The organism is Streptomyces sp. NPDC058773 (genome assembly GCF_042746015.1).
GTDB lineage: Bacteria > Actinomycetota > Actinomycetes > Streptomycetales > Streptomycetaceae > Streptomyces.
In genome coordinates, this window is the sequence record NZ_JBHYPE010000001.1 from 108662 (window position 1) to 135181 (window position 26520).

Annotated in this window: 23 protein-coding genes; 8 read left to right on the forward strand and 15 right to left on the reverse strand. The window is 68.2% G+C overall.

The window, feature by feature from the left end; translation table 11 throughout:
* Window positions 1-190: 190 nt before the first annotated feature.
* On the forward strand, window positions 191-808 hold the full coding sequence (locus ACFW5B_RS00485; RefSeq protein ID WP_030075726.1) for a GNAT family N-acetyltransferase: 618 nt from the start codon (window positions 191-193) through the stop codon (window positions 806-808).
* Between the two features lie 90 nt (window positions 809-898).
* Here ACFW5B_RS00485 and trxA read toward each other — a convergent pair whose 3' ends face one another.
* The 7 genes from trxA to ACFW5B_RS00520 all read right to left on the reverse strand — a co-directional run bounded on the left by trxA (window position 899) and on the right by ACFW5B_RS00520 (window position 10533).
* A complete protein-coding gene (trxA, locus tag ACFW5B_RS00490) occupies window positions 899-1225 on the reverse strand; it encodes a thioredoxin (protein WP_386430996.1) in 327 nt (108 codons plus the stop codon).
* A gap of 45 nt (window positions 1226-1270) precedes the next feature.
* The gene (trxB, locus tag ACFW5B_RS00495) at window positions 1271-2245 is read right to left on the reverse strand and encodes a thioredoxin-disulfide reductase (protein ID WP_386430998.1); all 975 of its coding nucleotides are present in this window, start codon (window positions 2243-2245) and stop codon (window positions 1271-1273) included.
* 114 nt (window positions 2246-2359) lie between these two features.
* The gene (locus tag ACFW5B_RS00500) at window positions 2360-3307 is read right to left on the reverse strand and encodes a hypothetical protein (protein WP_386431000.1); all 948 of its coding nucleotides are present in this window, start codon (window positions 3305-3307) and stop codon (window positions 2360-2362) included.
* The gene (gene sigM / locus ACFW5B_RS00505; RefSeq protein ID WP_386431002.1) at window positions 3304-3999 is read right to left on the reverse strand and encodes an RNA polymerase sigma factor SigM; all 696 of its coding nucleotides are present in this window, start codon (window positions 3997-3999) and stop codon (window positions 3304-3306) included. Before sigM ends, ACFW5B_RS00500 begins: the two co-directional genes overlap by 4 nt.
* A 216-nt stretch (window positions 4000-4215) precedes the next feature.
* Complete coding sequence (locus ACFW5B_RS00510; protein ID WP_386431004.1) at window positions 4216-5934, reverse strand: serine/threonine protein kinase; 1719 nt, start codon at window positions 5932-5934, stop codon at window positions 4216-4218.
* Window positions 5935-6041: 107 nt separating this feature from the next.
* A complete protein-coding gene (murJ, locus tag ACFW5B_RS00515; RefSeq protein WP_386431006.1) occupies window positions 6042-8231 on the reverse strand; it encodes a murein biosynthesis integral membrane protein MurJ in 2190 nt (729 codons plus the stop codon).
* Window positions 8232-8277: 46 nt separating this feature from the next.
* Window positions 8278-10533, reverse strand: a complete 2256-nt coding sequence (locus ACFW5B_RS00520; RefSeq protein WP_386431008.1) for a DUF6049 family protein — start codon at window positions 10531-10533, stop codon at window positions 8278-8280.
* 248 nt (window positions 10534-10781) lie between these two features.
* Between ACFW5B_RS00520 and ACFW5B_RS00525 the strand changes: the two genes are divergently transcribed.
* Window positions 10782-12257, forward strand: coding sequence for a CCA tRNA nucleotidyltransferase (locus ACFW5B_RS00525; protein WP_386431010.1), 1476 nt, complete (start codon window positions 10782-10784; stop codon window positions 12255-12257).
* Between the two features lie 89 nt (window positions 12258-12346).
* On the opposite strand, the gene ACFW5B_RS00530 is transcribed toward ACFW5B_RS00525, so the two are convergent.
* From ACFW5B_RS00530 to ACFW5B_RS00545, 4 genes are all read right to left on the reverse strand, one after another.
* Window positions 12347-12937: a hypothetical protein gene (locus ACFW5B_RS00530; RefSeq protein WP_386431012.1), complete on the reverse strand. Its 591-nt coding sequence runs from the start codon at window positions 12935-12937 to the stop codon at window positions 12347-12349.
* A 94-nt stretch (window positions 12938-13031) separates the two neighbouring features.
* Window positions 13032-14312, reverse strand: a complete 1281-nt coding sequence (locus ACFW5B_RS00535; RefSeq protein WP_386431014.1) for an MFS transporter — start codon at window positions 14310-14312, stop codon at window positions 13032-13034.
* A gap of 76 nt (window positions 14313-14388) precedes the next feature.
* Window positions 14389-15471, reverse strand: a complete 1083-nt coding sequence (locus ACFW5B_RS00540) for an inositol-3-phosphate synthase (RefSeq protein WP_386431016.1) — start codon at window positions 15469-15471, stop codon at window positions 14389-14391.
* Between the two features lie 45 nt (window positions 15472-15516).
* Window positions 15517-16197: a PadR family transcriptional regulator gene (locus tag ACFW5B_RS00545; RefSeq protein ID WP_386431018.1), complete on the reverse strand. Its 681-nt coding sequence runs from the start codon at window positions 16195-16197 to the stop codon at window positions 15517-15519.
* A gap of 361 nt (window positions 16198-16558) precedes the next feature.
* Between ACFW5B_RS00545 and ACFW5B_RS00550 the strand changes: the two genes are divergently transcribed.
* Window positions 16559-19210, forward strand: coding sequence for a transglycosylase domain-containing protein (locus ACFW5B_RS00550; protein WP_386431020.1), 2652 nt, complete (start codon window positions 16559-16561; stop codon window positions 19208-19210).
* 120 nt (window positions 19211-19330) lie between these two features.
* On the forward strand, window positions 19331-20812 hold the full coding sequence (locus tag ACFW5B_RS00555) for a glycosyltransferase family 87 protein (protein WP_386431022.1): 1482 nt from the start codon (window positions 19331-19333) through the stop codon (window positions 20810-20812).
* Between the two features lie 88 nt (window positions 20813-20900).
* Here ACFW5B_RS00555 and ACFW5B_RS00560 read toward each other — a convergent pair whose 3' ends face one another.
* The 3 genes from ACFW5B_RS00560 to ACFW5B_RS00570 form a co-directional block, all read right to left on the reverse strand.
* Window positions 20901-21932 (reverse strand): alanine racemase, encoded by a 1032-nt coding sequence (locus ACFW5B_RS00560; protein ID WP_386431024.1) that lies wholly within the window; start codon window positions 21930-21932, stop codon window positions 20901-20903.
* A 61-nt stretch (window positions 21933-21993) separates the two neighbouring features.
* Window positions 21994-23112 carry a lipid II:glycine glycyltransferase FemX gene (locus tag ACFW5B_RS00565; RefSeq protein ID WP_386431026.1) on the reverse strand — a complete coding sequence of 373 codons (1119 nt, stop codon included), beginning with the start codon at window positions 23110-23112 and terminating at the stop codon, window positions 21994-21996.
* A 124-nt stretch (window positions 23113-23236) separates the two neighbouring features.
* The gene (locus ACFW5B_RS00570) at window positions 23237-23551 is read right to left on the reverse strand and encodes a hypothetical protein (protein ID WP_386431028.1); all 315 of its coding nucleotides are present in this window, start codon (window positions 23549-23551) and stop codon (window positions 23237-23239) included.
* Between the two features lie 228 nt (window positions 23552-23779).
* Here ACFW5B_RS00570 and rpsF point away from each other — a divergent pair, with 228 nt between their 5' ends.
* The 4 genes from rpsF (at window position 23780) to rplI (ending at window position 25552) form a co-directional block, all read left to right on the forward strand.
* Window positions 23780-24070, forward strand: coding sequence for a 30S ribosomal protein S6 (gene rpsF / locus ACFW5B_RS00575; protein WP_006604399.1), 291 nt, complete (start codon window positions 23780-23782; stop codon window positions 24068-24070).
* Between the two features lie 82 nt (window positions 24071-24152).
* Window positions 24153-24740: a single-stranded DNA-binding protein gene (locus tag ACFW5B_RS00580; protein ID WP_042150951.1), complete on the forward strand. Its 588-nt coding sequence runs from the start codon at window positions 24153-24155 to the stop codon at window positions 24738-24740.
* A gap of 110 nt (window positions 24741-24850) precedes the next feature.
* Window positions 24851-25087, forward strand: a complete 237-nt coding sequence (gene rpsR / locus ACFW5B_RS00585) for a 30S ribosomal protein S18 (RefSeq protein WP_003978893.1) — start codon at window positions 24851-24853, stop codon at window positions 25085-25087.
* 18 nt (window positions 25088-25105) lie between these two features.
* Window positions 25106-25552 carry a 50S ribosomal protein L9 gene (gene rplI / locus ACFW5B_RS00590; RefSeq protein ID WP_386431032.1) on the forward strand — a complete coding sequence of 149 codons (447 nt, stop codon included), beginning with the start codon at window positions 25106-25108 and terminating at the stop codon, window positions 25550-25552.
* 80 nt (window positions 25553-25632) lie between these two features.
* On the opposite strand, the gene ACFW5B_RS00595 is transcribed toward rplI, so the two are convergent.
* A complete protein-coding gene (locus ACFW5B_RS00595) occupies window positions 25633-26478 on the reverse strand; it encodes a trypsin-like serine peptidase (RefSeq protein WP_386431034.1) in 846 nt (281 codons plus the stop codon).
* Window positions 26479-26520 lie beyond the last annotated feature (42 nt).

The following is a 26520-nucleotide window of genomic DNA, read 5'->3' on the forward strand; positions in this document are numbered from 1 at the left end:
ATGGCACGTATCCAGTGGAGACATCTCACACCGAGGAGAGGGCCATGCGATCGGTGAGCCGCACCGGACTGTTGGCAGCGGGGTTCGGTCTCGCTGCCGTCGGAGGGTTCGTTGGTGGTCTGCTCAGAGAGCAGGTGGCGCTGGCGGCGCTTCGGGGTGTGGCAGGCGAGGAAAGCGAGGACCTGGGTTCATGGGCCGTCGGCTCGTACCGCTCACGCTGGACAACCTTCCGGACCTCCCCAAGCGCTGCCGCTCCTGTGTTTTCTGGGAACTCGACCCCGTCAGCGGTGAGGCCGCGGTAAAGGCGGGTCGCCCTGAGCTGGAGAAGGAAGCCTGGATCTCCGCAGTACTGCTGGAGTGGGGGTCCTGCGGGCGGGTGGTCTATGTCGATGAGGTGCCGGTCGGGTTCGTGATGTACGCCCCGCCGGCCTATGTGCCGCGCTCCACGGCCTTTCCCACAAGCCCCGTCTCGCCCGACGCGGTGCAATTGCTGACCGCATGGCTGATCCCCGGCTACCAGGGTCAGGGCCTGGGTCGAGTGATGGTCCAGACGGTCGCCAAGGACCTCATCCAGCGGGGCTTCAAAGCCATCGAGGCCTTCGGCGATGCCCGTTGGAGCGAACCGGCCTGTGTATTGCCCGCCGACCATCTGCTCGCGGTGGGCTTCAAGACCGTGCGTCCCCATCCCCGCTTTCCCCGGCTGCGCCTTGAACTGCGCACCACGATCTCGTGGAAGGAAGATGTGGAGCTGGCACTCGACCGCTTGCTGGGAGCCGTTCAGAAGGAACCCGCGCTGCGGCCGCTGTAGAGCCGATGTTTCCCGTGAAACAGAGAACGGGCCCGCCCCTCGTCGGGGGCCGGCCCGTTCTCTGTTTCACGGGAAACGTGGCGGCGTGACTCAGCCGAGGAAGTCCGCCAGGTCGCGCTCGATCGCGGCCTTCGGCTTGGCGCCGACGATGGTCTTCACGACCTCGCCGCCCTGGTAGACGTTCATGGTTGGAATCGACATGACGCCGTACTTGGCGGTGGTGGCCGGGTTCTCGTCGGTGTTCAGCTTGGCGATGACGATCCCCTCGTTCTCGGCGGCGATCGCCTCGAGGGACGGGGCAATCTGGCGGCACGGGCCGCACCAGGTGGCCCAGAAGTCCACGAGAACGGGCTTGTCGCTCTTGAGGACGACCTCTTCGAAGTTGTCGTCCGTGACGGTCACCGTGGCGCCGGCCATGGGATTCTCCTTACTGGGTGGGTGGTGGGAAAGCTGGGGTGCGCGTCAGGCGGCGGGAGTCTTCTCCGGCTCGGCCGTCGACTCGCTGTCCGACAGCGAAGCGAGGAACCGCTCGGCGTCGAGCGCGGCGGAGCAGCCCGTGCCGGCCGCGGTGATCGCCTGACGGTAGGTGTGGTCGACGACATCGCCGGCGGCGAAGACGCCCGTCAGGTTGGTACGCGTGCTGGGCGCGTCCACCTTGAGGTAGCCATCGTCGTCGAGGTTCAGCTGACCCTTGAACAGCTCGGTCCGCGGGTCGTGGCCGATCGCGATGAAGAGGCCAGTGACGGGGAGTTCCGAGGTCTCGTCCGTCTTGAGGTTGCGCAGCGTCAGACCCGAGAGCTTGTTCTCACCGTGGATCTCGGCGACCTCGCTGTCCCACACGAACTTGATCTTCGGGTCGGCGAACGCGCGCTCCTGCATTGCCTTGCTGGCGCGCAGGGTGTCGCGGCGGTGGACGACCGTGACGGACTTGGCGAAGCGGGAGAGGAACGTGGCCTCCTCCATCGCGGTGTCGCCTCCACCGATGACGGCGATGTCCTGGTCCTTGAAGAAGAATCCGTCGCAGGTGGCGCACCACGAGACACCGCGACCGGACAGCTCGTCCTCCCGGGGCAGGCCGAGCTTACGGTGCTGGGAACCCGTGCTGACGATCACGGACTTCGCCCGGTGTACATTTCCAGCGGTGTCGGTCACGGTCTTGATCTCGTCGGAGAGATCGACTGCGACAATGTCGTCGGGCACGAGCTCGGCGCCGAATCGCTCAGCCTGCGCGCGCATGTTGTCCATGAGGTCCGGCCCCATGATGCCGTCGCGGAAACCGGGGAAGTTCTCCACGTCGGTGGTGTTCATCAGCGCGCCTCCGGCGGTGACGGCACCTTCGAAGACCAGCGGCTTCAGGGACGCGCGGGCGGTGTAGAGCGCTGCGGTGTAGCCCGCGGGCCCGGAGCCGATGATGATCACGTTGCGGACGTCGCTCACGGGTGTCTTCCTTGTCTCTGCCGACTGCTTGCTGGGGCTCTCGGTTCTCTCACCCCACCCAACGGATCCTACGGGGCAAGCATTCCCGGAGTGTCACAGCGCACGTCTCGTCACTCAGTCTCGCTGGAACGAGTGCGACAGCAGTACCTTTCCGGGAGCGGGTGGGGTGGCGGAGACACAAGAGGCAGCGATCACATACGCGGTGACGCGCTGGGGGTCGGCCGGATCCGGGAGCACCACGAGGTAGGCGTCCTTGCCCTGGTAGCGGGTCTGGCTGGTTGCCAGCGGGCTCTCTGGGCGTGCGATGCCATGGCGGACGCAGGACGGCAGGGTGTCGGTGCTGCCGCGCATGGGCGTATCGGGAGAGCTCCGGGTGCCGATTCCCGGGGACTTGTGCGAACCCTTGGACGCCAGCAGATCCTGGACGTGTGATTCGAGGCTCGCCGCGGTCACGGTGCCCGCATCGCCGGTGTGTTTCTCCGGTGAGGCGCTGGTGTGGTCCTGCTTGTTCGCCTGGGGGCCGTCAACGGCGGCGTTCTGGAGAAGAAGGCCGCCGAAGCTGAAGACCACCGCGGCCGCCGCGGTGCCGAGCAGAATCCGCGGCCAGCGTCGCGTTCGGGACGCGCGGCCGCCCGGCGTCTGGCGTCCCGGTCCGGAGGAACCCCGGGGGCGTCCGGCGGGCCGGGCAGGCGGTGCCGGCCGACGGGGAGTCTCTTCGTCGGTTTCACGTGAAACGACGACAGGGGCGATGGCTGTTTCACGTGAAACGTGAGCCGTGGCGACGGGAGTGGTGGCGTCCAGCAGCGCTTCGGCGGCGAGGGCGGCATCGATACGGCCGGCGACATCAGTCGGCATCCGCAGCGGACCGGGGAGCGTGCCGAGCAGCGACCGGATTTCTTCCAGTGACGCGCGTACGTCGTCGCATAGCGGGCAGACGGCGAGGTGGTCGCGTAGGTCCGCGGTGCGAGCGGGGGAAAGCAGCCCGTCCGTGAACTCGGAAATCTCGGAGACTTCCGGGTGCTCACCTGTGGGGTGCTCACCCGTGCCGGTCGTCGACGTCACGCTCGCCCACCTCCGCCCTTCACGGCACCTGTGCCCTTGGGTCCTGCCGTCGGTGGGACGGATGTCCCCTGCGCCCGGTTCCTTCCCCCGCTCGTGGGTTTGCTATCCCCGTTGTCGGCGCGCAGATGGGTGACCAAAGGGAGGAGCCGAGCCCGGCCCCGTGCACAGCGGCTTTTCACCGTTCCGGTCGGGATATCGAGGATCGATGCGGCCTCGGCGACGGGGTATCCCTGCATATCGACGAGGACGAGCGCGGCACGCTGATCCTCGGGCAGGGTGCGCAGGGCGCTGATCAGCTCCCGGTGGAGATCCTGCCGCTCGGCGGGTGCCGCCGCGGATTCCTCGGGTTCGAGCAGCTGCTCCAGCCGGTCGGTCTCGGCGACGGGCGAGGTGCGCCGCGAGGCGGCCTTACGGGCTCGGTCCAGACAGGCATTGACCGTGATGCGGTGCAGCCATGTCGTCACGGCGGAGTGACCGCGGAAGGTGTGTGCGGCGCGGTAGGCGGAGACCAAGGCGTCCTGCACGGCGTCGGCGGCTTCCTCGCGATCACCGAGGGTGCGCAGTGCCACTGCCCAGAGGCGGTCACGATGGCGCCGGACTATCTCTCCGAAGGCATCGGGATCGCCCTTTACATGCAGGGCAAGGAGATCGGCGTCGGTTGGTGTCGAAGCCTCGTCGCTGTCGGTGGACACGGGCCCCCCGGCCGTAGCTGCCTGATCTCGGTCCCATTCAAGCCCGCCAGGTGAGGAAAGTAAATGCCGTCGAATGGCGGCGATCAGCTGGAGCGGGCCAAATGCGCCGTTCTTGTCCAGGGGCTCCGGTCTGCGGTGGAGCGGAGCCCCATGGGTGGGGGCCCCGGCCGTAATCCGGACCGGAGCCCCCGCAGTCGTGCCGTGCTCACCGCCTGCTCAGCTGGTGAAGGACACCTCTGTCACACCCTGCCGATAGCCCGGGTCGGTGTACCCGTCGCTCGGCGCGTACGGCATCGCGGTGATCCATACGACGACGAAGCGCGTCTTCGCCGGCTTCTTCAGCTTGACCTTCACGACCGACCCCGAGGACTCGCCCGTGCCCAGCTGCCGCATGGAGCTCAGCGGCTCCGACGGCGAGAGCGAATGGGCCGCGTAGAGCGACAGGGTCGTGTGCTTGCCGAGGAAGTGCAGTCCGATCGACGCGCTGCTTATCTGCTGCTGCGAGCCGAGGTCGTAGACGAGGCCGACGCCCTTCTTGTAGGCCGGATTCAGATCGGGGCCGTCGCGATAGCTCCGGCTGCCCCAGAAGGTGCTGGGGTCCCCGTCGTGCGTGTCCTTCGCCTGGTTCGCGTGCTGCGGCTGGCCGTCGGGGTAGTACTCCCCGGCGTCCACGATCTTGATCGGCTTGCCCGTGGGCTTCTTGGCCGCGCCGCTGCTCGTCTGCGAGTTACCCGGGTCTTCCTGGTCGCTCTCCCGCTTCAGCAGGGTGTCCGCCAGCTGCCAGCTGCCCAGGCCCAGTGCCGCGATGAGCAGCGCGGAGACGGACCACTTCAGGGCCCGCCCGGTGCGGCTCTGCAGCGGGGGCGGCGGCGCGGCGACCGGCTGTGTCACGCCGGCGTGTGCGCTGCGCGCCGACGGCTGCCGGTAACTGCCCTGCTGGTAGCCCGTGCGCTGGTACGGCGGAGGCGTGGAGAAAGCGGTCTCCGGGGGCCGGATGCGGGGCATGGCCGCGACGGCCTTGGCCAGCTCCTCCGGGGTGGTGCACGGCGGCTCCTGGCGGGAGGCCGTGGCGCCGTCGTTGCTCAGCGCGCGCATGGCCAGCTCGGACAGTCCGCGGTGCACACCCGCGCGCACCTGGTCGGGGGCGATCAGCCCGACGCCCTTGGGCAGGCCGGTGAGACCATGGGCGTCGTTCTCGTACGGCCAGCGCTGGGTCAGCGCGGCGTAGAGCAGGGCACCGATCGCCTCGGTGTCCGTGCGCTGCGGGGACTCGCAGGTGATACCGCGCAGCGCCGCCATGACGGCCAGGCCGCGGATGCGGTACTGCCCGGACTCGGTACGCAGCACCGAGCCGGGGGTGATCCGCAGATGGGACAGACCCTCGCGGTGCGCGGCGGCCATGGCCTGGGAGACCTGGCTGACGAGCTGGTAGGCGTCGTGCGGCTCCAGCGGGCCGTTCGCCAGCACCGTGGTGAGCTCGGTGGCGTCCGGCAGCCACTCATGGACGACGTAGACGAGGTCGTTCTCCTCGACGGCGTCCAGGACCTGGACGAACCGGGGGTCGCCGAGCAGTGCCGACGAGCGGGCGGCGGACAGCACCGGCCGTCCCCTGGGGTGATCGGCGGGCAGAATATGCACGCCGACGGCTCGGCGCAGCTTTTCGTCGACCGCGCGCCAGCTGCTGAATCCGTCCAGACGGGTGAGGCACTCCTCGAGGCGGTAGCGTCTGGCGAGCTTGTGGCCGCTGTGCAATTCCGGTGGCTGGGGTTCGATCGCCTCGGCGAGCTCCTCGTCGGTGCTCGCGGCGTCCTGTTCCCTGCCGGATACCTTCTCGGCCTTAGCACCGTCGTCCGTGGCCTTGCCCGCCTTGGCGGTCAGCGGTTCCTCACCGCTCGTGTCAGCCACGTCGACGGCAGCCGTGCTCCGTTCCGCCACCGTCGTTCCTGCCTCCCCATCCGTTGCAGGCTCAATGAGCCAAGACAATTGTGCCCACAGTCCGCCACTATGCACGACACACGGTGGCAGTCGATGGTTGTGCTCAATCAACGCCCAAGCTTCGACCGGACCATGCCGACCAGGGCGTTCAGTTCCTCGATGCGCATTTTGCGTGCGGCGACGTAGAACACGGCCAGAAGTGCGGCTGCACCGGCGATCAGTGCGGCCAGCGAACCGAGGAATCCGGTGCCGAGTACCTTCATGATGCCGTACACCACGGCCCCGGAGATCAGCGTGGCCGGAATGCTGGCGCCGGCCAGCCGTGCGTAGGTCCGGACGACATGGGCGGTGTCGAGGTCACCGCCCATGCGCTTGCTGAGCCGACGCCAGGCCACTCCGACGCCGATGATGTAGGCCAGGCCGTAGGAGGCCGCCATGCCGACCACGGCCCAGCGGGCCGGCAGCACCAGGAAGCAGAGGCCGGAGGCGGCGGCGTTGACGGCGGCGACGATCACCGTGTTGTAGAAGGGGGTGCGGGTGTCCTCGTACGCGTAGAAGGCGCGCAGGACGACGTACTGCACCGAGAACGGGATCAGGCCCACGCCGAAGGCCATCAGCATGTAGCCCATCGGGATACCGGCGCCGGACGATCCGTAGACCAGCGTGCACAGCGGGATGCCGAGCGACAGGAAGCCGAACGAGATCGGGACGATGGCGACGGCCGAGGTGCGCAGGCCCTGGGACATGTCGTCGCGGACCGCTCCGGTGTCGCCGTCGTGTGCGGACCGGGCCAGCCGCGGCAGCAGCGCCGCCATCACGGAGACGGTGATGATCGCCTGCGGCATGTTCCAGATCAGCTGGGCGCTGGCGTACGAGATGAAGCCGGTGCCGGGGTGTCCCTGGTCGTTGGCGGTGTTTCCGGCCCAGGTGGAGAGCTGGGTGACGACGAGGACGCCCGCCTGGTTGGCGAGCACGAACAGGACCGTCCACTTGGCGAGCTTGGCGGCCTTGCCCAGGCCGTGGCCGCGCCAGTCGAAACGGAGCCGGAGCTTGAAGTCGGCGTCGCGCAGGTACGGGATCATCGCCAGTGCCTGGACGACGAGTCCGAGGAGGGTGCCGATGCCCAGGAGCCGGATGCCCTCGTCGGGGATGGTGGTGACGCCGATGTGCGAGGTCTTCGCCGAGCCGTAGACCCAGATGAACAGGCCGAAGGTGGCGATCATGACGATGTTGTTGAGGACCGGGGTCCACATCATCGCGCCGAAGCGGCCGCGGGCGTTGAGGATCTGCCCCATGACCACGTGCAGACCCATGAAGAAGATCGTGGGTACGCAGTAGCGGGTGAACGCGACGGCGACTTCGTTGGCCGCCGGGTCGCGGGAGATGTCGAGCGAGACCATCTTCACCAGCAGCGGCGCCGCGACCACCGACAGCACCGTCAGTACGCCGAGGACCACCATGACCAGCGTCAGCAGCCGGTTGGCGTAGGCCTCGCCGCCGTCGTCGTCCTCCTTCATCGCGCGCACCAGCTGCGGGACGAAGACGGAGTTCAGACCGCCGCCGATGGTCAGGATGAAGATCATCGTCGGAAGCTGGTAGGCGACCTGCCAGGAGTCACCGAGCACCGCGCCGCCGAGCGCCGCGACGATCAGTGCCGAGCGGACGAAGCCGGTGAGACGCGACACCATCGTGCCGGCGGCCATCACCGCACTGGACTTGAACAGACCGCCGCCCCGGCCACCGGAGGGCTTGCCGGCCGCCGCCACGGGAGCGGGCTCCGGCGTCGGCGCGGGCTGCTGGGGCACTGCCTCCGCGCCGGGCGCCGCACCGGCCGCCGGGCCCGGAGGCACCGGAGCGGGCTGCTGCGGCTCGTAGCGCTGGTCCCGGTAGAGATGCGCGAAGGCGTCGCGCTCAGGGTGCTCACCGGAGCCCTGGGTCATCAGGCCGTCGACACCCTGGAACTGGATCGTTGCGTCGGCCGCGCCGTACGGGAGGCCGTGGGTGGGCGGCGGGGGCGACGCCCACATCTGGGGGTCGGGAGTGGGCCGGCCCGCGGCGGGCTGCCGGTGGAGCGGAAGTGTGGGGTGTCCCAGGTCCGGCGACTGGGCGGCTTGGTCGTAGCGCGCCTCGGTCACCGGGCCCTGAGCCGTCGGGTCCTGGGCGCGGTGCGGATCGTTGCGGTAGGGGTCCTGGACGAACGGGTCCTGGTCCGCGGGCAACGGGGGCGTCGGAGGCACCGGGCCCGTGGGGTCGCCATTGGCGCCCCGGCCCCGGTCACCGTCATACGGCGCATTCATCGCTGCCCCACCTCATCCGTCGCCGGCCGTCCGGCCCCGCTACCTATCAACGGTCCACTTTCTCACCTGAGCCGGACGGGTCGGAGTTTTCCGATCCGGTGTCCGGCGTGGGGTCACTCGGCTGCTCGGGCTCGTCGCCATCCGTGTCGCCGTTGTCGCCATCCGTGTCTGTGTCGTCCTCGGGGCCCTCGCCGTCGGAGTCGTCCTTGGCGCGCTGGGCGGCCGCCCGCTTGCGCTGGAGGTAGATCCGCACCCCGGCCAGGACGAGCAGCAGGACGCCGCCGGCGATGACGAGCATCACCGTGGCGGTGATCTCCGTGACGTTCACCTGGAACGTCATGCGCTTACCGTAGGGCTTTCCGTCCGCCGTGTAGAGCTGGGCGGTCACCCAGGCCCGGCCGTTGGCGTTCGCCGTGGTGGCGAACTTGAACGACTGGCTGTGGCCGCCGTCCACCGTGATCTGCTGGGCCTTGCCCGTGTCCAGGCGGTTGGGCTGGGACGAGGTCAGCTTCAGCGTCATGCCCTTGACGCCCTGGACCAGGTTGTTCTGGACCGTCACCGGGATCGTGGCGCTGCGCCCGGAGAGCGTTGCGCCCGACTTCTGGATCAGGTGCACCTTCCTGGTCAGACCGTCGAGATAGCTGCGCACGGAGTGCCGGAAGCTCGCGGCACCGGAGGCGTCGCCGCGCCACTCCGTCGACATCTCCCGCATTATGGCGCTGCCGAAGGGGGTCACCACACGCTGCGGCTGGGCCAGGATCACCTGGTAGTCGTCCAGTGCGGACTGGGTGCCCTGGATCTGCCGGAAGGCAGAGGTGGGGAGTTCCTGCCGGCGCAGCGAGGAGGGGTAGGCGGCGCCGCTCGGCACCCGGCGGGTGGCCGCGCGGTCGGGCTTGGCCTTGGCCGCCTTGCCGAGGCTCAGCGGCTGGGCCCAGCTCCCGGAGTCCTCCAGGGTCCGCAGCGCGGTGGCCATGGCGTGGGCCTGGCTGACCGACGGCATGCGCTGTGGCGCGACGACGATGCTGCGCTGCCGGCCCGGGTCCTCCAGGTTGATCATCTGGGTCTGGGCGAGGAAGTCCTGGACCGCGTGGGCGGCCTTGCCGGTCTTCGACATATCGCCTTCGAAGGCCCGCGAGAGCTGGGCATCCGCGACGACGGCCGTGTTGCCGCCGCCGATGGGGCGGGCCGCCGTCGGGGTGTAGGACAGTCCCCCGGTCTCCCGCAGGCTGTCGCTGCGGGTGATCACGTTGTGCGCACCGGCCGAGGTCGCGACGTCGACGACGGAGGAGTCGATCGCACCGTCGACGGGCCAGGCGAAGTCCGTGCGCGGTTTCACGTCGAGGATGGTGTCCACGGTCTTCTCGGCGAGGTCCGTGGCCGGGCCGAGGTGGCTGAGCGCACTGGGCACGCTCTTGCCGTGATGGGCGAGCGAGGCGAGGTCGGGGTCGGCGAAGGGCAGCGCGACGACCTCGTGCGTCTTGACCGCTTCTTCGAGCTCGTGCAGCCACTGCTTGGCGACCGCCTGGTTCTTGCCCATGCGGCCGTCCGGGCCGTTCACCCGGTACGACTTCGTCATCGCGTCGACGGTCGCGAGGAGGTCGGGGTCGATGACGAAGGTCACCGGCAGGTTCTTGCCGAGCGCGACCATCTGCTGGAGCCGGCCTCCCGGCGCGAGCTCGGCGGCGAGGTCGTCGTTGCGGAAGACCGGCGTCTGCTGGGCGTCGGCGTCGGTCTCGGCGGTGAGATGGGTGGAGGAGATCAGCGGCCACATGTACGTGAACTGAGTCTTCTTCGCGGCATCGGACTCCTGCCAGGGCAGCAGCGTCCGGTCGAAACCGAGAACCTCGCCGTGGGGCGCGGCCTGGGTACGTCCTGACACGGAGACGCCGAGCTGGTACACACCGCTCTTGTCGAGACGGAGGTCCTTCACCGGCACGCTGAGGCTGAAGGGGCGGCTGACCCCGGGCTCCAGCTTGCCGATCTTCTCCTCGCTTCCGTTGATCTCCTTGCCGTCCACGCCGGGCAGATATCCCGTGCGCCGGGACACGTTGTCGATGGAGCTGCGGCCGCCGAGCGCCTCCCCGCGGTGCATGCCGACATGGGCGTCGGTGATCGTGCTGCGGCCGTCGTTGGTCAGTGTCCCGGAGACGCTGACCTTGTCGCCCTTGGCGGGAGCGGGCGGGGACATCGAGTCGATCGTCACATCGACCGTGCGGGAGCCGGCGGGGGCCGCCTGGGCGGAGGGCGTCTGCGGAACCTGGAGCAGTCCTACGAGCAGGAGCACTCCAGTGAGCAGTGTCACGGTCCGTCGCAGCCATCGACCACGCGGCCGTTCAGTCCCCTGGAAGCCTGCCGCCTCGGCCACGCGCTCGTCCGTCCCTCGTCGTCGTCAGTGGTCGTCGGAATGTGCGTCCACGAATGGTAACGAGGCCCGGCGCGCCGGAGTGCCGCGGACTGCTCCACATGATCGCGGAGTGGGGACCCTTGCGCCCGGCCCGTCCCCTTATTACGTGGCGCCTCGCGCTGCGCGGCCACGTACCCTGTTTTGTTGTGCCGAACGCCAACAATGACCTCCCCGCCCCGATCGCCGAGCGGACCGCGCAGTCGACGAACGCGCTGAACCATGTGCAGCGCCGTGCCGTGAGCGAGCTGCTGCGGGTGTCCCCCGTCGCGGATGACCTGGCCCGTCGATTCCAGGAGGCCGGGTTCACACTTGCCCTGGTCGGCGGCTCGGTGCGGGACGCGCTGCTGGGCAGGCTCGGCAATGACCTGGATTTCACCACCGACGCCCGGCCCGAGGACGTGCTGAAGATCGTCCGGCCGTGGGCGGACGCGGTCTGGGAGGTCGGCATCGCCTTCGGTACGGTCGGCTGCAAGAAGGACTCCTTCGACATCGAGGTCACGACCTACCGGTCGGAGGCGTACGACCGCACCTCCCGCAAGCCCGAGGTGTCGTACGGCGACTCCATCGAGCAGGATCTGGTGCGCCGGGACTTCACGGTGAACGCCATGGCGGTGCTGCTGCCGCAGAAGGAGTTCGTCGACCCGCACAACGGTCTGGAGGACCTGGCGGCGCGGGTGCTGCGGACGCCGGGGACGCCGGAGGAATCGTTCTCCGATGACCCGCTGCGGATGATGCGCGCAGCGCGCTTCGCGGCCCAACTGGACTTCGTGGTGGACCCCGGGGTCTTCGCCGCGATGAAGGCGATGTCGGACCGTATCGAGATCGTTTCCGCGGAGCGGGTACGGGACGAGCTGAACAAGCTGATCCTGGCGCCGCACCCGCGCGAGGGGCTGCGGTTGCTCGTCGAGTCGGGCCTGGCCGGCCACGTCCTGCCCGAGCTGCCCGCGCTGCGACTGGAAAGTGACGAGCATCACCGTCACAAGGATGTCTACGAGCACTCGCTGACGGTGCTGGAGCAGGCGATCGACCTCGAGGAGAACGGGCCCGATCTCGTGCTGCGACTGGCCGCACTCCTCCACGACATCGGCAAGCCCCGGACGCGGCGCTTCGAGAAGGACGGCCGGGTCTCCTTCCACCACCACGAGGTGGTGGGCGCGAAGATGACCAAGAAGCGGATGACCGCTCTGAAGTACTCCAACGACCTGGTCAAGGACGTCTCGCGGCTGGTCGAGCTGCATCTGCGCTTCCACGGCTACGGGACGGGCGAGTGGACGGACTCGGCGGTCCGCCGGTATGTGCGGGACGCCGGTCCGCAGCTGGAGCGGCTGCACAAGCTGACGCGTTCCGACTGCACCACCCGCAACAAGCGCAAGGCCGGTGCCCTGTCGCGCGCCTACGACGGGCTCGAGGAGCGCATCGCACGGCTCCAGGAGCAGGAAGAGCTGGATGCGATCCGTCCTGACCTCGACGGCAACGAGATCATGGAAATTCTGGGCATCCGCCCCGGGCCCGAGGTCGGCAAGGCGTACAAGCAGATGCTGGAGTTCCGGCTGGAGCACGGGCCCATGGACCGGGAAGCGGCGGTCGCCGCGTTGAAGGAGTGGTGGGCCGCACAGAGCTGAGCGTGAAACGGGCGGTGTTTCACGTGAAACAAGGAGCGGTGTTCCACGTGAAACACCGCTCCTCCGTCTTCCGGCCCGTTCGGCGTGCGCTACTTCACCGGGTTCATGCAGAGCACCATCTGGGTGCTGGAGCGCCGGCGACGCACGTCCTTGACGTAGGCCGTCTCGCCCTCCTTGCACAGCGACGAGTCCGTGGAGTTGTTGTGCACGCTGCTCACCTTGTACTCGGCTTCCGAGCTGCTGCAGTCCACCACCTTGAGACCGTCGTCGAGTGAGCTGCTGGACTTCTGCACGCAGTCGCCGGCCTCAGCGCTCTCCGCGTCGTCCAGGCTGGCGATCCAGAAGACCGCGAAGACGATCACCGCGATGACGAGCCCGATGGCCTTCAGGATCGCCTTGGGGGACCGGCGCTTGGCCGGCTGCGGCGGCGGCACGGGCGCTCCGCCCTGCATATGGGGCTGCTGTGGCTGGGGAGCCGCGGCGTATCCCGGCGGCGGCTGCTGTCCGTACGGAGCCTGCGGCTGCGGGGGATAGGCATAGCCCTGGGGCTGGCCATAGGGGGCCTGCGGTGCTTGCGGCGCCTGCGGGTACGGGCTCTGGCCATATGCCGGCTGTCCGTACGGCGGCTGCCCGTACGGCGCCTGACCGTATGGATTCGGGCCCTGAGGCGGCGTGGTCATGGAACTCCCCCGATATTGATGTGTACAAGCTCGTGTTGAAGGACGCCCGTAAGGTATCTGGTCCGGGTGGCCCCCTGTTGCGGGGCCCGAGGGGTTACGCGGTGCGGGACGAGGGCCAGCCGCGCCTATAGCGGACCGTCGCCGCGGCGATCAGCGCATAGAGCACGGTCACCATGCCGAGCAGGGCGGCGGACCGTCCGTCCGGAGGCAGCATGAGCGCCGCGACGGCGGCGGCTCCGACGAAGGCGACGTTGAAGAGCACGTCGTAGATGGCGAACGACCGACCGCGGAAGGCGTCATCGACCGTCGACTGGACGATCGTGTCCGTGGAGATCTTCGTTCCCTGGGTGCTCAGGCCGAGCACGAACGCGGCAGCCAGCATCGGGCCCGGGGTGAAGAACAGCCCGAGCGACGGCAGCAGCACCGCGCCCAGCGCCGCGCAGGCCGCGATCCAGCCGAACGCGGTGAGCCGCCCGACGGCCCAGGGCGTGACGAGGGCAGCCGCGAAGAAACCCGCTCCGGACACCCCGACGGTGATCCCCAGCAGCGCCAGCCCTTCGGACTCGGTCCCGGCCCAGGAGTACCGGCACAGCATCAGCACCATGACCGTCAGCGCCCCGTAGCAGAAACGCATCAAGGCCATCGCGATCAGGGCGCGTGCCGGGGTGCGCCGCTCGGCGAGATGACGCAGGCCCTCCCTCAGCCCGCGCGCGGTGCTCAACAGGGCTTTCCCCAGGTCACGTTGGAGGCGTGCCGGGTCGGGGCCGAGCAGTGCGGGAGCCATCCGCAGAGAGGTCAGGGCCGAGGAGAAGTAGAGGGCCGCGGCGAGCAGCACGACGAAGGCGTCCACGTCCGAGCCGGCCAGCCGGACCGCGAAGGCGAGCCCGCCGCCCGCCGTCGCGGCGAGCGTGCCGGCCGTGGGGGTGAGGGAGTTGGCCATGACCAGCAGTTCCGCACCGTCGACCACGCGCGGCAGCGCGGCCGAGAGCCCGGCCAGGACGAACCGGTTGACGGCGGTCACGGCGAGGGCCGAGGCATAGAAGAGCCAGTCCGGGGCCTCCGACGCGATCAGCGTCGCGGTGGCCATGGCCAGCAGGGTGCGCAGCAGATTTCCGTACAGCAGGACCTGACGCCGCCGCCAGCGGTCGAGCAGCACGCCGGTGAACGGTCCGAGGAGGGAGTACGGAAGCAGCAGGATCGCCATGGCGGAGGCGATGGCCGCGGGCGACGTCTGCTTCTCGGGCGAGAAGACGACGAAGGCGGCGAGCGCGACCTGGAAGACGCCGTCGGCCGCCTGGGACAGGAGCCGTGCGGCAAGGAGCGAACGGAAGTCGCGTAGCCGGAGTAATACGCGAAGGGCGCGCACAGCATGCATGAGGCACAGCCTCACACAGCCCGCAGGCCCCCGGGTGGAATCCCTGGGGGCCTGCGGAGGGAGGTGCGTCGGGGGCTCAGCGCTCGACGTCGCCGTTGATGAACTTCTCGACGTTCTCCCGGGCCTCGTCGTCGAAGTACTGCACCGGCGGCGACTTCATGAAGTACGAGGACGCGGAGAGGATCGGACCGCCGACACCGCGGTCCTTGGCGATCTTGGCGGCGCGCAGGGCGTCGATGATGACACCCGCGGAGTTCGGGGAGTCCCAGACCTCGAGCTTGTACTCCAGGTTCAGCGGGACGTCACCGAAGGCGCGGCCCTCAAGGCGGACGTACGCCCACTTGCGGTCGTCCAGCCAGGCCACGAAGTCCGAGGGGCCGATGTGGACGTTGTCCTCGCCCAGCTCGCGGTCGCGGATCTGGGAGGTGACGGCCTGCGTCTTGGAGATCTTCTTGGACTCCAGGCGCTCGCGCTCGAGCATGTTCTTGAAGTCCATGTTGCCGCCGACGTTCAGCTGCATCGTGCGGTCCAGGATGACGCCCCGGTCCTCGAAGAGCTTGGCCATCACACGGTGCGTGATGGTGGCGCCGACCTGCGACTTGATGTCGTCACCGACGATCGGGACACCGGCCTCGGTGAACTTGTCCGCCCACTCCTTGGTGCCGGCGATGAAGACCGGGAGGGCGTTGACGAACGCGACCTTGGCGTCGATGGCGCACTGGGCGTAGTACTTCGCGGCGTCCTCGGACCCGACCGGGAGGTAGCAGACCAGCACATCGGCCCGGGTGTCCTTGAGGACCTGGACGACGTCGACGGGGGCCTCGGCGGACTCCTCGATCGTCTGGCGGTAGTACTTGCCCAGGCCGTCGAGGGTGTGACCGCGCTGGACCTGCACGCCGGCGTTCGGCACGTCGCAGATCTTGATGGTGTTGTTCTCGCTGGCGCCGATGGCGTCCGCGAGGTCGAGCCCGACCTTCTTGGCGTCGACATCGAAGGCGGCCACGAACTCGATGTCACGCACGTGGTAGTCGCCGAACTGCACGTGCATGAGGCCGGGCACGCGGCTCTTCGGGTCGGCGTCCTTGTAGTACTCGACGCCCTGTACCAGCGAGGCGGCGCAGTTGCCCACGCCGACGATGGCTACGCGAACCGAACCCATTCCGGTTGCTCCCTGTGTTCTCGATGAGGACTGCGCGGCAGTCCCTCATGTGGTGGTGTCATCGGACGGATCCGGCCGGGATCCACCCCGGTGCCGGGGCAGGCCGCCCGTGTCTCCTGACTGGTTCTTCTTGTCCTGTGCTGCGGAACCCGTGGGGTTCCGGTCACGCCCGGCGCGCTCACTCTCGATGAGCTCGTTCAGCCAACGGACTTCGCGCTCCACGGATTCCATGCCGTGCCGCTGAAGTTCGAGGGTGTAATCGTCCAGCCGCTCCCTGGACCTGGCCAGGGAGGTACGCATTCTCTCCAGGCGCTCCTCCAGCCGGCTGCGGCGGCCTTCCAGCACGCGCATCCGTACGTCCCGCGAGGTCTGGCCGAAAAACGCGAATCGGACCCCGAAGTGCTCGTCCTCCCAGGCGTCCGGCCCGGAGTGCGTGAGCAGCTCCTCGAAGTGTTCTTTGCCCGCAGAGGTCAATCGGTAGACGATCTTGGCCCGGCGCCCTGTCAGAGCCGCGGTGGGTACGCCCTCCGGGGCGCCGTCCGTCTCCTCGATCAGCCAGCCGCTCGCGACCAGTGCCTTAAGACAGGGGTAGAGGGTGCCGTAGCTGAACGCACGGAAGACCCCGAGCGAGGTGTTGAGCCGTTTTCGCAGCTCATAGCCGTGCATCGGGGACTCGCGGAGCAGGCCGAGGACGGCGAACTCGAGGATGCCGGAGCGTCTGCTCATCCTCCGCCTCCTTGGTCCGGTGCGTTCTTTATGTCGTGCTGATGTATCGACTCGATACATCCAGACGATAGAGCGGCCACCTGGGCGGAACAAGTGGGGGCACGGTGAACGGCATCACATCACCGAATCGTTCTCATCAACCTGACTGATTTGGAGTGAATTTCAACACTGGGCAGGTTTTGGCCGTGCGTAGTCTGTGCGGCATGCAGACCGCCGGGAACCGTTGGCCGATATCTCGCGTCCTCGTCCTCGGTGTAATGCGGCCCGCTCCTCTGGAGCGGGCCGTGCATCGGGGGGACCTGAAGACAACTGCCGCCTTCAGGCGACGAGAAAGCGCGCCTGCCCGAGGAGTATTCGTTCCATGAGCGAGCACCGTCGCAAACCGCCACAGCCGCAGAGTGGCGGTCGTGCCGCGGCCCGACGCGCCGCGCAGCAGCCACCGGGGCGCCGTGCCGCGTCCCGTGGTTCCGCTGCCGGCCCTGCCTCTCACTCCGAGTCGTCCGGTCATGAGCCGCGACAGGGTGGGCGGGCCGATGCCCGTAGAGCCGCCCAGCGTGGTGGTCGCCGGCGGTCCGACGCCGCTGCGATGGCTGCCGGCGACGGCGCCGGAGGACGTGGCGGCGGTGGCCGTAGAGGCGGTGGCGGCGGTGGCTCCGAGGGCGGCCGCGGCCGTGGCCGTGGCGGCGGTCAGCCGGCCAAGAAGCGTTTGATCGATTACCCGCGAGCGGGCCGCGACGGCTGGCGGCGCTTTGTGCCGTCGTGGAAGCAGGTCACGACCCTGTGCGTGGGATTCATAGGGTTGATCGTGGGTGCCTCCGGCGTCGCGCTGGCTCTGGTGCACGTGCCCAGCGAGAGTGACGCGGCCAAGTCGCAGAACAACGTCTACCTCTGGTCGGACGGCAAGGTCATGGCGCGGGACGGTGAGACGAACCGGCAGAACGTCACGATCAACGAGATTCCGGTCGAGATGCAGAACGCCGCGATCGCCGCGGAGAACGCGTCGTTCAAGACGGACGCGGGCGTGGACCCGATGGGCATCGCCCGTGCCTTGGTCAACATGGCCAAGGGCGGCGAGACCCAGGGTGGTTCGACCATCACGCAGCAGTATGTGAAGAACGCGATGCTGTCCCAGGAACAGACCCTTGACCGCAAGTTCAAGGAGCTGTTCATCGCGATCAAGGTCGGCTGGTCGAAGAGCAAGGACCAGATTCTTCAGGGTTACCTCAACACCAGTTACTACGGTCGCGGGGCGTACGGGATCCAGGCGGCAGCTCAGGCGTACTACGGCAAGGACGCCGAAAAGCTGGACGCGAACGAGAGCGCCTTCCTGGCCACCGTGCTCAAGGGCGCCGACCTGTACGACCCGGCGGGCGGTACCAGCCCCGGGGCCACGCGGGCGGCGAACACCAAGCGTGCCAAGGCACGGTGGTCCTGGATTCTCGACCGCGAGGTGGAGAACAATCTCCTGTCCAAGGCGCAGCGGGCGAAGTACCGGGGGGACTTCCCGAAGCCGATTGCGCCGAAGCCGGTGGCCGGCAAGGGCGGCCAGATCGGCTACATGATGGACACCGCGAAGAAGTACGTGCTGAAGAATTCGAATCTCAGCGAGCCGCAGTTCGACAAGGGCGGCTACACGATCCACACGACCTTCAGCTCGAAGAAGACCAGCCAGCTCGAGAACGCGGTCAAGAAGGTCAACAAGCGGTACATCGACCCCAAGAAGCGCGCGAAGGACAGGTTCGTCCAGTTCGGCGGCGCCTCCGTGGTGCCGGGAGACGGCAAGATCGTCGCCCTGTACGGCGGTGAGGGCTACGACAAGGGTCACTTCAGCAACAACGCGGACACCTTCGGCGTCCCGGTCGGCTCGACCTGGAAGCCGTTCGTGATGGCGGCGGCGATGAAGTACGGAACGGTCAAGAGTCATCACCTGCCGATCAGGCAGGACAGCCGGTACAACGGCAATGACCATCTCAAGGTGAAGGACGCCACCGGGGACTACGTCCGGCGACGGGACGGCTCGTTCTTCTTCCAGGAGAACGAGAGCAATCACCCCTGGGGCTACATTCCCCTGACCAAGGCGATGGAGCAGTCCGTCAACACCCCGTTCGTGCAGCTCGGTATGGACGTCGGGATGGACAAGGTCCGGGACATGGCGGAGGCCGCGGGTATCTCGAAGGCCAGCTTCGACAAGAACCTGAATCCGTCCTTCGCGCTGGGCACCTCCACCCCGAGCGCGATCCGTATGGCCGATGCCTACGCCACGTTCGCCCAGTCCGGGACGAAGGTGGAGCCGTACTCCGTGACCCAGGTGACGTACAAGGGACAGGACCTGGACGGCTTCGACAAGCCCAGGAGCGAGACGGCGATGGATCCCAACATCGCCAACAACGTGACCAAGGTGCTCGAGAACGTCATCGACAACGGCACGGCGACGGAAGCCAAGAGGCTGAACATGCCGGCTGCGGGCAAGACCGGCACCACCGACGAGAACAAGTCGGCCTGGTTCGTCGGCTACACGAAGCAGCTGTCGACGGCCATCACGATGTTCCGTGAGGACGCGGGGAATCCGCGCCAGCTGTCCATGAACGGTGTCGGTGGCTTCGACTCGATCCACGGTGGTGCGCTGCCCACCGAGGTGTGGACCGAGTACATGCTGCAGGCGATGAAGGGCGTCACCCCGGAGTCCTTCCCGCCGGCCACGCCCATCGGGCAGCGGTTCGACCAGGAAGGCGTGCCGACGCCGACGCCGAGCCCCACGCCGTCGGACACTCCGTCCAGCTCGCCGTCCGAGTCGCCCAGCGAGTCCGCTTCCCCGACGAACTCGCCGAGCCCGACCCCGACGGACAGCTGTTCCCCCTGGGACCTGAAGTGCCGGGAAAGCGGTGGGGGCGGCAACGGTGGAGGTAATGGAAACGGCGGGGGTGGTCCCGGTGGAGGCTCCGGAGACACGAGCCCGACGCCTGAGCCGACGGCCCCGACAGATGGCGGCTGGCTCGGCGGCCCGAACGGCTGACCGTTTCACGTGAAACGCTGAATGTTTCACGTGAAACGCGGAGCAACGAAGCCCCCGCCCGGTTTGACCGGGCGGGGGCTTCGCCGTCTTCTGCCGTCGGCCGTACGGCAGGATGGGGCCATGACGAGCGTGCGACGGGACGATCCGGTACGGCCGACCAAGCGGGATGAGGTGGCGGCGGCCGGCAGCGAGCTGATCGGGGGGCCGATCGGCCGACGTGCACTGCTCGGCACGCATTGGCTGACACCGGTACGGATCATCGCGCTGGTCGCCATCGGGATGTTCGCGCTCGGCATGGTGCAGAAGCTGCCCTGCTACAACGGCGGCTGGTTCTTCGGCGCCACGAGCCAGTACACCCACGCCTGCTACTCCGACATCCCCCATCTCTACGCGGGGCGGGGCTTCGCCGATGGCCTGCTTCCGTACTTCGACCGGCTGCCCGGCGATATGGAGTACCTCGAGTACCCCGTGCTCACCGGGGCCTTCATGGAGATCGCCTCCTGGATGACCCCGCACAGCGGGGGAATCCAGCAGCGCGAACAGATCTACTGGCTGGTCAATGCCGGCATGCTGATGATCTGCGCCGCTGTCATCGCGGTGTGCGTGACCCGTACCCACCGCCGCCGCCCCTGGGACGGTCTCCTCGTCGCCCTGGCTCCCGCCTTCGCCCTCACCGCCACCATCAACTGGGATCTGCTGGCGATCGCGCTGACGGCCGCCGGGATGCTGATGTGGTCACGCAGCCGTCCGCTGGCCGCCGGCGTCCTCATCGGGCTGGCCACCGCGGCGAAGCTGTACCCGGTGCTGCTGCTGGGCCCGCTGCTGGTGCTGTGCTGGCGCGCCGGGGCCTGGCGCGCGTTCCGGAAGGCGCTGCTGGGCGCCGTCGTGTCCTGGCTGGTGGTGAACCTGCCGGTGATGATCACGCATGATGCCGCGGGCTTCCACATCCGGGAGGGCTGGGCGAAGTTCTACACGTTCAGCCAGGAACGGCCCATCGACTTCGGTTCGATCTGGCTCCTGATCTCGCAGCGCACCGGGAACCCCCTGGAGGACGCCAACACCTACGCCACGCTGCTGATGATCGTCGGCTGCGGCCTCATCGGCCTGCTGACGCTCTACGCACCGCGTCGGCCGCGCTTCGCGCAGCTGGCGTTCCTCGTCGTCGCGCTGTTCATCCTCACCAACAAGGTCTACTCACCGCAGTACGTCCTGTGGCTGACCCCGCTCGCCGCGCTGGCCCGGCCGCGGTGGCGGGACTTCCTGATCTGGCAGGCCTGCGAGGTCATGTACTTCCTGGGGATCTGGACATATCTCGCCTACACGGGGAGCGGCGACAAGCACCAAGGACTGCCGACCGAGGGCTACCAACTGGCCATCGCGCTGCACCTGTTGGGCACGCTCTACCTCTGTGCCCTGGTCGTACGGGACATCCTGATGCCGGAGCGCGATGTGGTGCGCAGGGACGGGGACGACGACCCCTCGGGCGGAGTCCTGGACCGTAGCCCCGATGTCTTCGTGCTCGGACGGGCCTACCACCGGCCCCGGCACGCGGTGCAGTTCCAGGCGGCCCACCAGGTCAGCTGGGGCACCCTGCGGGAATGAGCCGGACACGGCGGAACGCACCGGGCCCGGTGCCGCAGAGGAGTTCTGCGGCACCGGGCCCGTGGTGTGTGACGACGCCCCGGACGGCTCAGCGGTCCACGAGGCGGTCGAACTGCGTGGTGGTGTGCCGCAGATGGGCCACCAGCTCCTCGCCGACCTGCGGCTGCGGGGCGTCCCCCGGCACGAACAGGATCGACACCTGCATGTGCGGGGGCTCCGCGAACCAGCGCTGCTTCCCGGCCCACACGTACGGCGCAAGATTGCGGTTCACGGTCGCCAGCCCCGCCCGGGCCACGCCCTTGGCGCGCGGCATCACACCGTGCAGCGCCTTGGGCGACTCCAGCCCGACCCCGTGCGAGGTGCCGCCCGCCACCACGACCAGGTAACCGTCGGAGGCCGCCTTCTGCTGGCGGTAGCCGAAACGTTCGCCCTTGGCGACGCGGGTGACATCCAGCACCGAACCGCGGTACTCGGTGGCCTCGTGGTCGCCGAGCCACAGCCGGGTACCGATCCTCGCGCGAAAGCGCGTCTGCGGGAACTGCTGCTGGAGACGGGCGAGTTCATCGGCCTTGAGGTGGCTGACGAACATGGTGTGCAGCGGGAGACGCGCGGCGCGGAGCTGGTCCATCCAGCCGATGACCTCTTCGACCGCGTCGGACCCGTCGGTGCGGTCCAGCGGCAGGTGGATCGCGAAGCCCTCGAGCCGGATGTCCTCGATGGCCGCGGCCAGCTTCGGCAGGTCCTCCACCTTGACGCCATGGCGCTTCATGCTGCTCATGACCTCGATGACGACCCGGGCACCGACCAGGCCGCCGACACCCTCCACCGACGACACCGAGCGGATCGCCCGGTCGGGCAGCGGCACCGGCTCCTCGCCGTGGCGGAACGGCGTCAGGACGAGCAGATCACCGCTGAAGAAGTCCTTGATGCGCGCCGCTTCGTAGGTCGTCCCGACCGCGAGGATGTCGGCACCGAGGCGGGTCGCCTCGTCGGCGAGGCGCTCATGGCCGAAGCCGTAACCATTGCCTTTGCAGACCGGGACCAACCCGGGGAACTGCTGGAGAACGCTCTGCTGATGCGCCCGCCAGCGCGCGGTGTCGACGTAGAGGGTGAGCGCCATGGCCGGGCCCGGAACCTTTCTCGTGGGGGGTGTCTCAGGTGACGAACGGTGCGGTGGAGGGTCAGCGGCGCGCCATGTAGAGGTCGAACGCCTTGTGCAGGAGCTTGTTGAGCGGGAAGTCCCACTCACCGAGGTACTCCGCCGCCTGCCCACCCGTGCCGACCTTGAACTGGATCAGGCCGAAGAGGTGGTCGTTCTCGTCGAGGGAGTCGCTGATGCCGCGGAGGTCGTAGACGCTGGCGCCGAGCGCGTAGGAGTCCTGCAGCATCTTCCACTGCATCGCGTTGGAGGGCCGGACCTCACGGCCGATGTTGTCCGAGGCTCCGTAGGAGTACCAGACGTGGCCGCCGACGACGAGCATCGTCGCGGCCGACAGGTTCACGCCGTTGTGGCGGGCGAAGTACAGCCGCATGCGGTTGGGGTCCTCGGCGTTGAGGGCCGTCCACATGCGCTGGAAGTAGCTGAGCGGACGCGGCCGGAACTGGTCGCGCACCGCGGTGATCTCGTAGAGACGCTGCCACTCGGCGAGGTCGTCGTAGCCGCCCTGGACCACCTCGACACCGGCCTTCTCGGCCTTCTTGATGTTGCGGCGCCACAGCTGGTTGAAGTTCTTGTGGACCTCTTCCAGCGAACGGTCGGCCAGCGGCACCTGGAAGACATAACGCGGCTGCACGTCGGCGAAGCCCGCGCCGCCGTCCTCGCCCTGCTGCCAGCCCATGCGGCGCAGCTTGTCGGCCACCTCGAAGGCGCGCGGCTCGATGTGGGTCGCCTCGACGTCCCGCAGCCGCTTGACGTCCGGGTTCTGGATACCGGCCTTGATCGCCGGGGCGTCCCAGCGGCGGATGATGACCGGCGGGCCCATCTTCACGGTGAAGGCGCCCTGCTGCTTGAGATGCGCGAGCATCGGCTGCAGCCAGTCCTCCAGGTTCGGCGCGTACCAGTTGATGACCGGGCCCTCGGGCAGGTACGCGAGGTAGCGCTTGACCTTGGGCACCTGGCGGTAAAGGACCAGGCCGGCGCCGACCATCTCGCCGCTCGCGTCGAACCAGCCGAGGCTCTCCGCGCGCCATTCCGCCTTGACGTCTGCCCAGGCAGGAACCTGCATGTGGCTCGCCGCGGGCAGGCTCTGGATATATGCCAGATGCTGCTCTCGACTGATGGTCCTCAGGGTCAGGCTCATGCGGGGCGCTCCTCGGGCAGGTGTGTCCCCATGGTCGGGGCTCCGGCTCTCGCGCCGAAGCCTACTGTGACCACGGAGCGCCCCGTCTGGGCCGTACGGGCCGCAGCCCCGGATGGCCTGCCGGTCAGCCGAAGACGCCGCCGAAAAGGCCGCCGTGTGCCAGGCCGAGGTAGAAGCCGACGGACGCCGCCCCGAGCCCGATGATCAACAGAAAGCGCTCGCCGGTCGTCGACGAGATGAACTGTCCCCACAGGCCGGTGCCGATGCCGATCAGGCCGACCCAGGAACTGACCAGGTGCAGGCTGGGAGAGAGCGTGGTGAAGATGGCGATCGCGCCGAGCACCATGGTCACGATGGCGAAGGTGTTCTCGACGGGATGGTCCTTGCCGTCACTGTTGAGCAGCGACAGCAGACTGCGCTGGGTCCGTGCCTGTGCCATGCGGCACCTCCGATGACAGGGCGGCGCACTGTAACGCCGCTCACACCCGTTGTGTTCCAGATTGCGGGGTGCGGTGGGCGGATTTCAACCGGAAGGCTTCAGGCAGGTACTCTGTACGGTCTGCGCCCATGTCTGCCCGGAGCACCGGACGGGCCGGGCGCGGAACGCATACGACCCTCCTGCCACGGAACGACCGTGGCCGCTGAGTCCAAAGGAGGTGGGTTCTACATGCGTCACTACGAGGTGATGGTCATCCTCGACCCCGATCTCGAGGAGCGCGCTGTCTCCCCGCTGATCGAGAACTTCCTCTCCGTCGTCCGTGAGGGCAACGGAAAGGTCGAGAAGGTCGACACCTGGGGCCGTCGTCGTCTCTCTTACGAGATCAAGAAGAAGCCCGAGGGCATCTACTCGGTCATCGACCTGCAGGCCGAGCCTGCGGTCGTCAAGGAGCTCGACCGTCAGATGAACCTGAACGAGTCGGTCCTCCGGACCAAGGTCCTCCGTCCCGAGACCCACTGAACGCGACAGCGTCCAGCGGTAACCGGGTTCGAGTAGCAGCAACACCAGCAGCCAGCAGCACACCCGCCGAGAGGTTCCCCTAATGGCAGGCGAGACCGTCATCACGGTTGTCGGCAATCTTGTCGACGACCCCGAGCTGCGCTTCACCCCGTCCGGTGCGGCGGTCGCGAAGTTCCGCGTCGCGTCCACTCCCCGCACTTTCGACCGCCAGACCAATGAGTGGAAGGACGGCGAGAGCCTGTTCCTGACCTGCTCGGTGTGGCGCCAGGCGGCGGAGAACGTCGCCGAGTCCCTGACGCGGGGTACCCGCGTGGTCGTCCAGGGCCGCCTCAAGCAGCGGTCGTACGAGGACCGCGAGGGCGTGAAGCGCACGGTCTACGAGCTCGACGTCGAGGAAGTGGGCGCGAGCCTCAAGAACGCCACAGCCAAGATCACCAAGACCAGCGGTCGTGGTGGCCAGGGCGGCGGCTTCGGCGGCGGTCAGCAGGGTGGCGGCCAGGGTGGCGGCGGTTGGGGCGGCGGTCCCGGCGGCGGTCAGCAGGGCGGCGGAGCTCCTGCCGATGACCCGTGGGCGACCGGCGGTCCGGCCGGCGGTGGCCAGCAGGGTGGCGGCGGCGGTGGCTGGGGCGGTAGCTCCGGCGGTGGCTACTCGGACGAGCCGCCCTTCTAGGTCCTTCAGCCGGCCCGACTCCGCGTCGTTTCACGTGAAACGACGCCGTGAAGCGGCCGGTGGCCTTGAGGGCGTCAGCACAAACTTCTTGAACTCATTGGAGAGAGATAATGGCGAAGCCGCCTGCTCGCAAGCCTAAGAAGAAGGTTTGCGTGTTCTGCAAGGAGAAGATCTCCTACGTCGACTACAAGGACACGAACCTGCTGCGGAAGTTCATCTCCGACCGCGGCAAGATCCGTGCCCGCCGGGTCACCGGCAACTGCACTCAGCACCAGCGTGACGTCGCCACGGCCGTGAAGAACAGCCGTGAGATGGCGCTGCTGCCCTACACGTCCACCGCGCGATAAGGGAAGGGTGACCGAATCATGAAGATCATCCTCACCCACGAGGTCTCCGGCCTCGGCACCGCCGGCGACGTCGTTGACGTCAAGGACGGGTACGCCCGCAACTACCTGGTCCCGCGTGGTTTCGCGATCCGTTGGACCAAGGGTGGCGAGAAGGACGTCGAGCAGATCCGTCGCGGTCGCAAGATCCGCGAGATCGCCACGATCGAGCAGGCCACCGAGATCAAGGGCCGGCTCGAGGGCGTCAACGTGAAGCTGGCCGTCCGCGCCGGTGACGCGGGCCGCCTGTTCGGCTCCGTCACCCCGGCCGACGTCGCCTCGGCGATCAAGGCTGCCGGTGGTCCGGACGTCGACAAGCGTCGTGTCGAGCTCGGTTCGCCGATCAAGACCCTGGGCGCGCACCAGATCTCCGTGCGTCTGCACGCCGAGGTCGTCGCGAAGCTCGGCGTCGAGGTCGTCGCCGCGTAATCGCAGTTCCACGCCGAAGGGCCGCATCCCGTCACCGGGGTGCGGCCCTTTGCCGTGTGCGGAGTGCGGAACCGGCGGTGTCAGTCCGCTTCCTGGGCGCGCTTGTAGAGCGCGGCGATGTCGTCGTCGAAGTACGCGGCGTAGGAGACATCGTCCTCGTCGCCGCCGCCTTCGTGGCCGCCCAGGACGCCGATGACCGTGCCGGTGTGGCTCCTGGGGTCGTAGTCGGCGAGCCAGGGGCTGCCGCTGGTACCGCCCTCGAAGTGGGTGCAGTGGATGCGCAGCTGGGTGTTGCTGAACTTCGTGGTGCGGTTCTGGCAGGAGATCGGGGTGTCGCGGCTGGTCGGGTAGCCGGTGATCTTGACCTGGTTGTGGAAGCCGCGGTCTATCCCGAGGGTGTTTCCGCCGAGGACGTCCTGGATCTGCTTGCCCTTCTTCTTGTCGAGGATGAGGAAGGCGACATCGAGATCCTCGTCGTTGGACTTGGTCCAGCGGTCGTCGAGGACCACCTTCCTGACCTTCCACAGGCCGGTGGGCTCGTCGTGGTCGCGGTAGTCGGGGGCGAAGACCAGGTCGTCCACCGGGGTCTTGCCGTCGCTGTCGAAGGCGCAGTGTGCCGCGGTGATGAGCATGTTCCGGCCCGGACTCTGCACCACGCTCGCGGTGCAGAAATGGTCGCCGGAGTCGTCCTTCTCGAAGACCGCACCGACCCGGGCGTTCTGTTCGGTGCGGCGCGGGGTGTAGGCATTGCCGTCGCCGGCCGGGGCGGTCGCGGCGGGGTCCTGGTCCTGGGGGTCCTGGCCCGCCTCGCCGGATTTGCCGAAGCTGCTGTGGTCACCGCCGCCGCTGCTGTTCGTCGCGGTGTTCTCCGTGGCGTACCCCACCACAGCAGCTGCCACGATGACGACAAACGTCAGGGGCAGCACGGAATTCCTGGCAAGCGAGCGCACAGGGTCATTATTGACACG

Bases quoted from the DNA above. Each gene is read 5' to 3' on its own strand.
- ACFW5B_RS00485 (WP_030075726.1), top strand. From the start codon at position 191: ATGGGCCGTCGGCTCGTACCGCTCACGCTGGACAACCTTCCGGACCTC.
- trxA (WP_386430996.1), bottom strand. From the start codon at position 1,225: ATGGCCGGCGCCACGGTGACCGTCACGGACGACAACTTCGAAGAGGTC.
- murJ (WP_386431006.1), bottom strand. From the start codon at position 8,231: ATGAATGCGCCGTATGACGGTGACCGGGGCCGGGGCGCCAATGGCGAC.
- ACFW5B_RS00530 (WP_386431012.1), bottom strand. From the start codon at position 12,937: ATGACCACGCCGCCTCAGGGCCCGAATCCATACGGTCAGGCGCCGTAC.
- ACFW5B_RS00535 (WP_386431014.1), bottom strand. From the start codon at position 14,312: ATGCATGCTGTGCGCGCCCTTCGCGTATTACTCCGGCTACGCGACTTC.
- ACFW5B_RS00540 (WP_386431016.1), bottom strand. From the start codon at position 15,471: ATGGGTTCGGTTCGCGTAGCCATCGTCGGCGTGGGCAACTGCGCCGCC.
- ACFW5B_RS00545 (WP_386431018.1), bottom strand. From the start codon at position 16,197: ATGAGCAGACGCTCCGGCATCCTCGAGTTCGCCGTCCTCGGCCTGCTC.
- ACFW5B_RS00550 (WP_386431020.1), top strand. From the start codon at position 16,559: ATGAGCGAGCACCGTCGCAAACCGCCACAGCCGCAGAGTGGCGGTCGT.
- ACFW5B_RS00555 (WP_386431022.1), top strand. From the start codon at position 19,331: ATGACGAGCGTGCGACGGGACGATCCGGTACGGCCGACCAAGCGGGAT.
- ACFW5B_RS00560 (WP_386431024.1), bottom strand. From the start codon at position 21,932: ATGGCGCTCACCCTCTACGTCGACACCGCGCGCTGGCGGGCGCATCAG.
- ACFW5B_RS00565 (WP_386431026.1), bottom strand. From the start codon at position 23,112: ATGAGCCTGACCCTGAGGACCATCAGTCGAGAGCAGCATCTGGCATAT.
- ACFW5B_RS00570 (WP_386431028.1), bottom strand. From the start codon at position 23,551: ATGGCACAGGCACGGACCCAGCGCAGTCTGCTGTCGCTGCTCAACAGT.
- rpsF (WP_006604399.1), top strand. From the start codon at position 23,780: ATGCGTCACTACGAGGTGATGGTCATCCTCGACCCCGATCTCGAGGAG.
- ACFW5B_RS00580 (WP_042150951.1), top strand. From the start codon at position 24,153: ATGGCAGGCGAGACCGTCATCACGGTTGTCGGCAATCTTGTCGACGAC.
- rpsR (WP_003978893.1), top strand. From the start codon at position 24,851: ATGGCGAAGCCGCCTGCTCGCAAGCCTAAGAAGAAGGTTTGCGTGTTC.
- rplI (WP_386431032.1), top strand. From the start codon at position 25,106: ATGAAGATCATCCTCACCCACGAGGTCTCCGGCCTCGGCACCGCCGGC.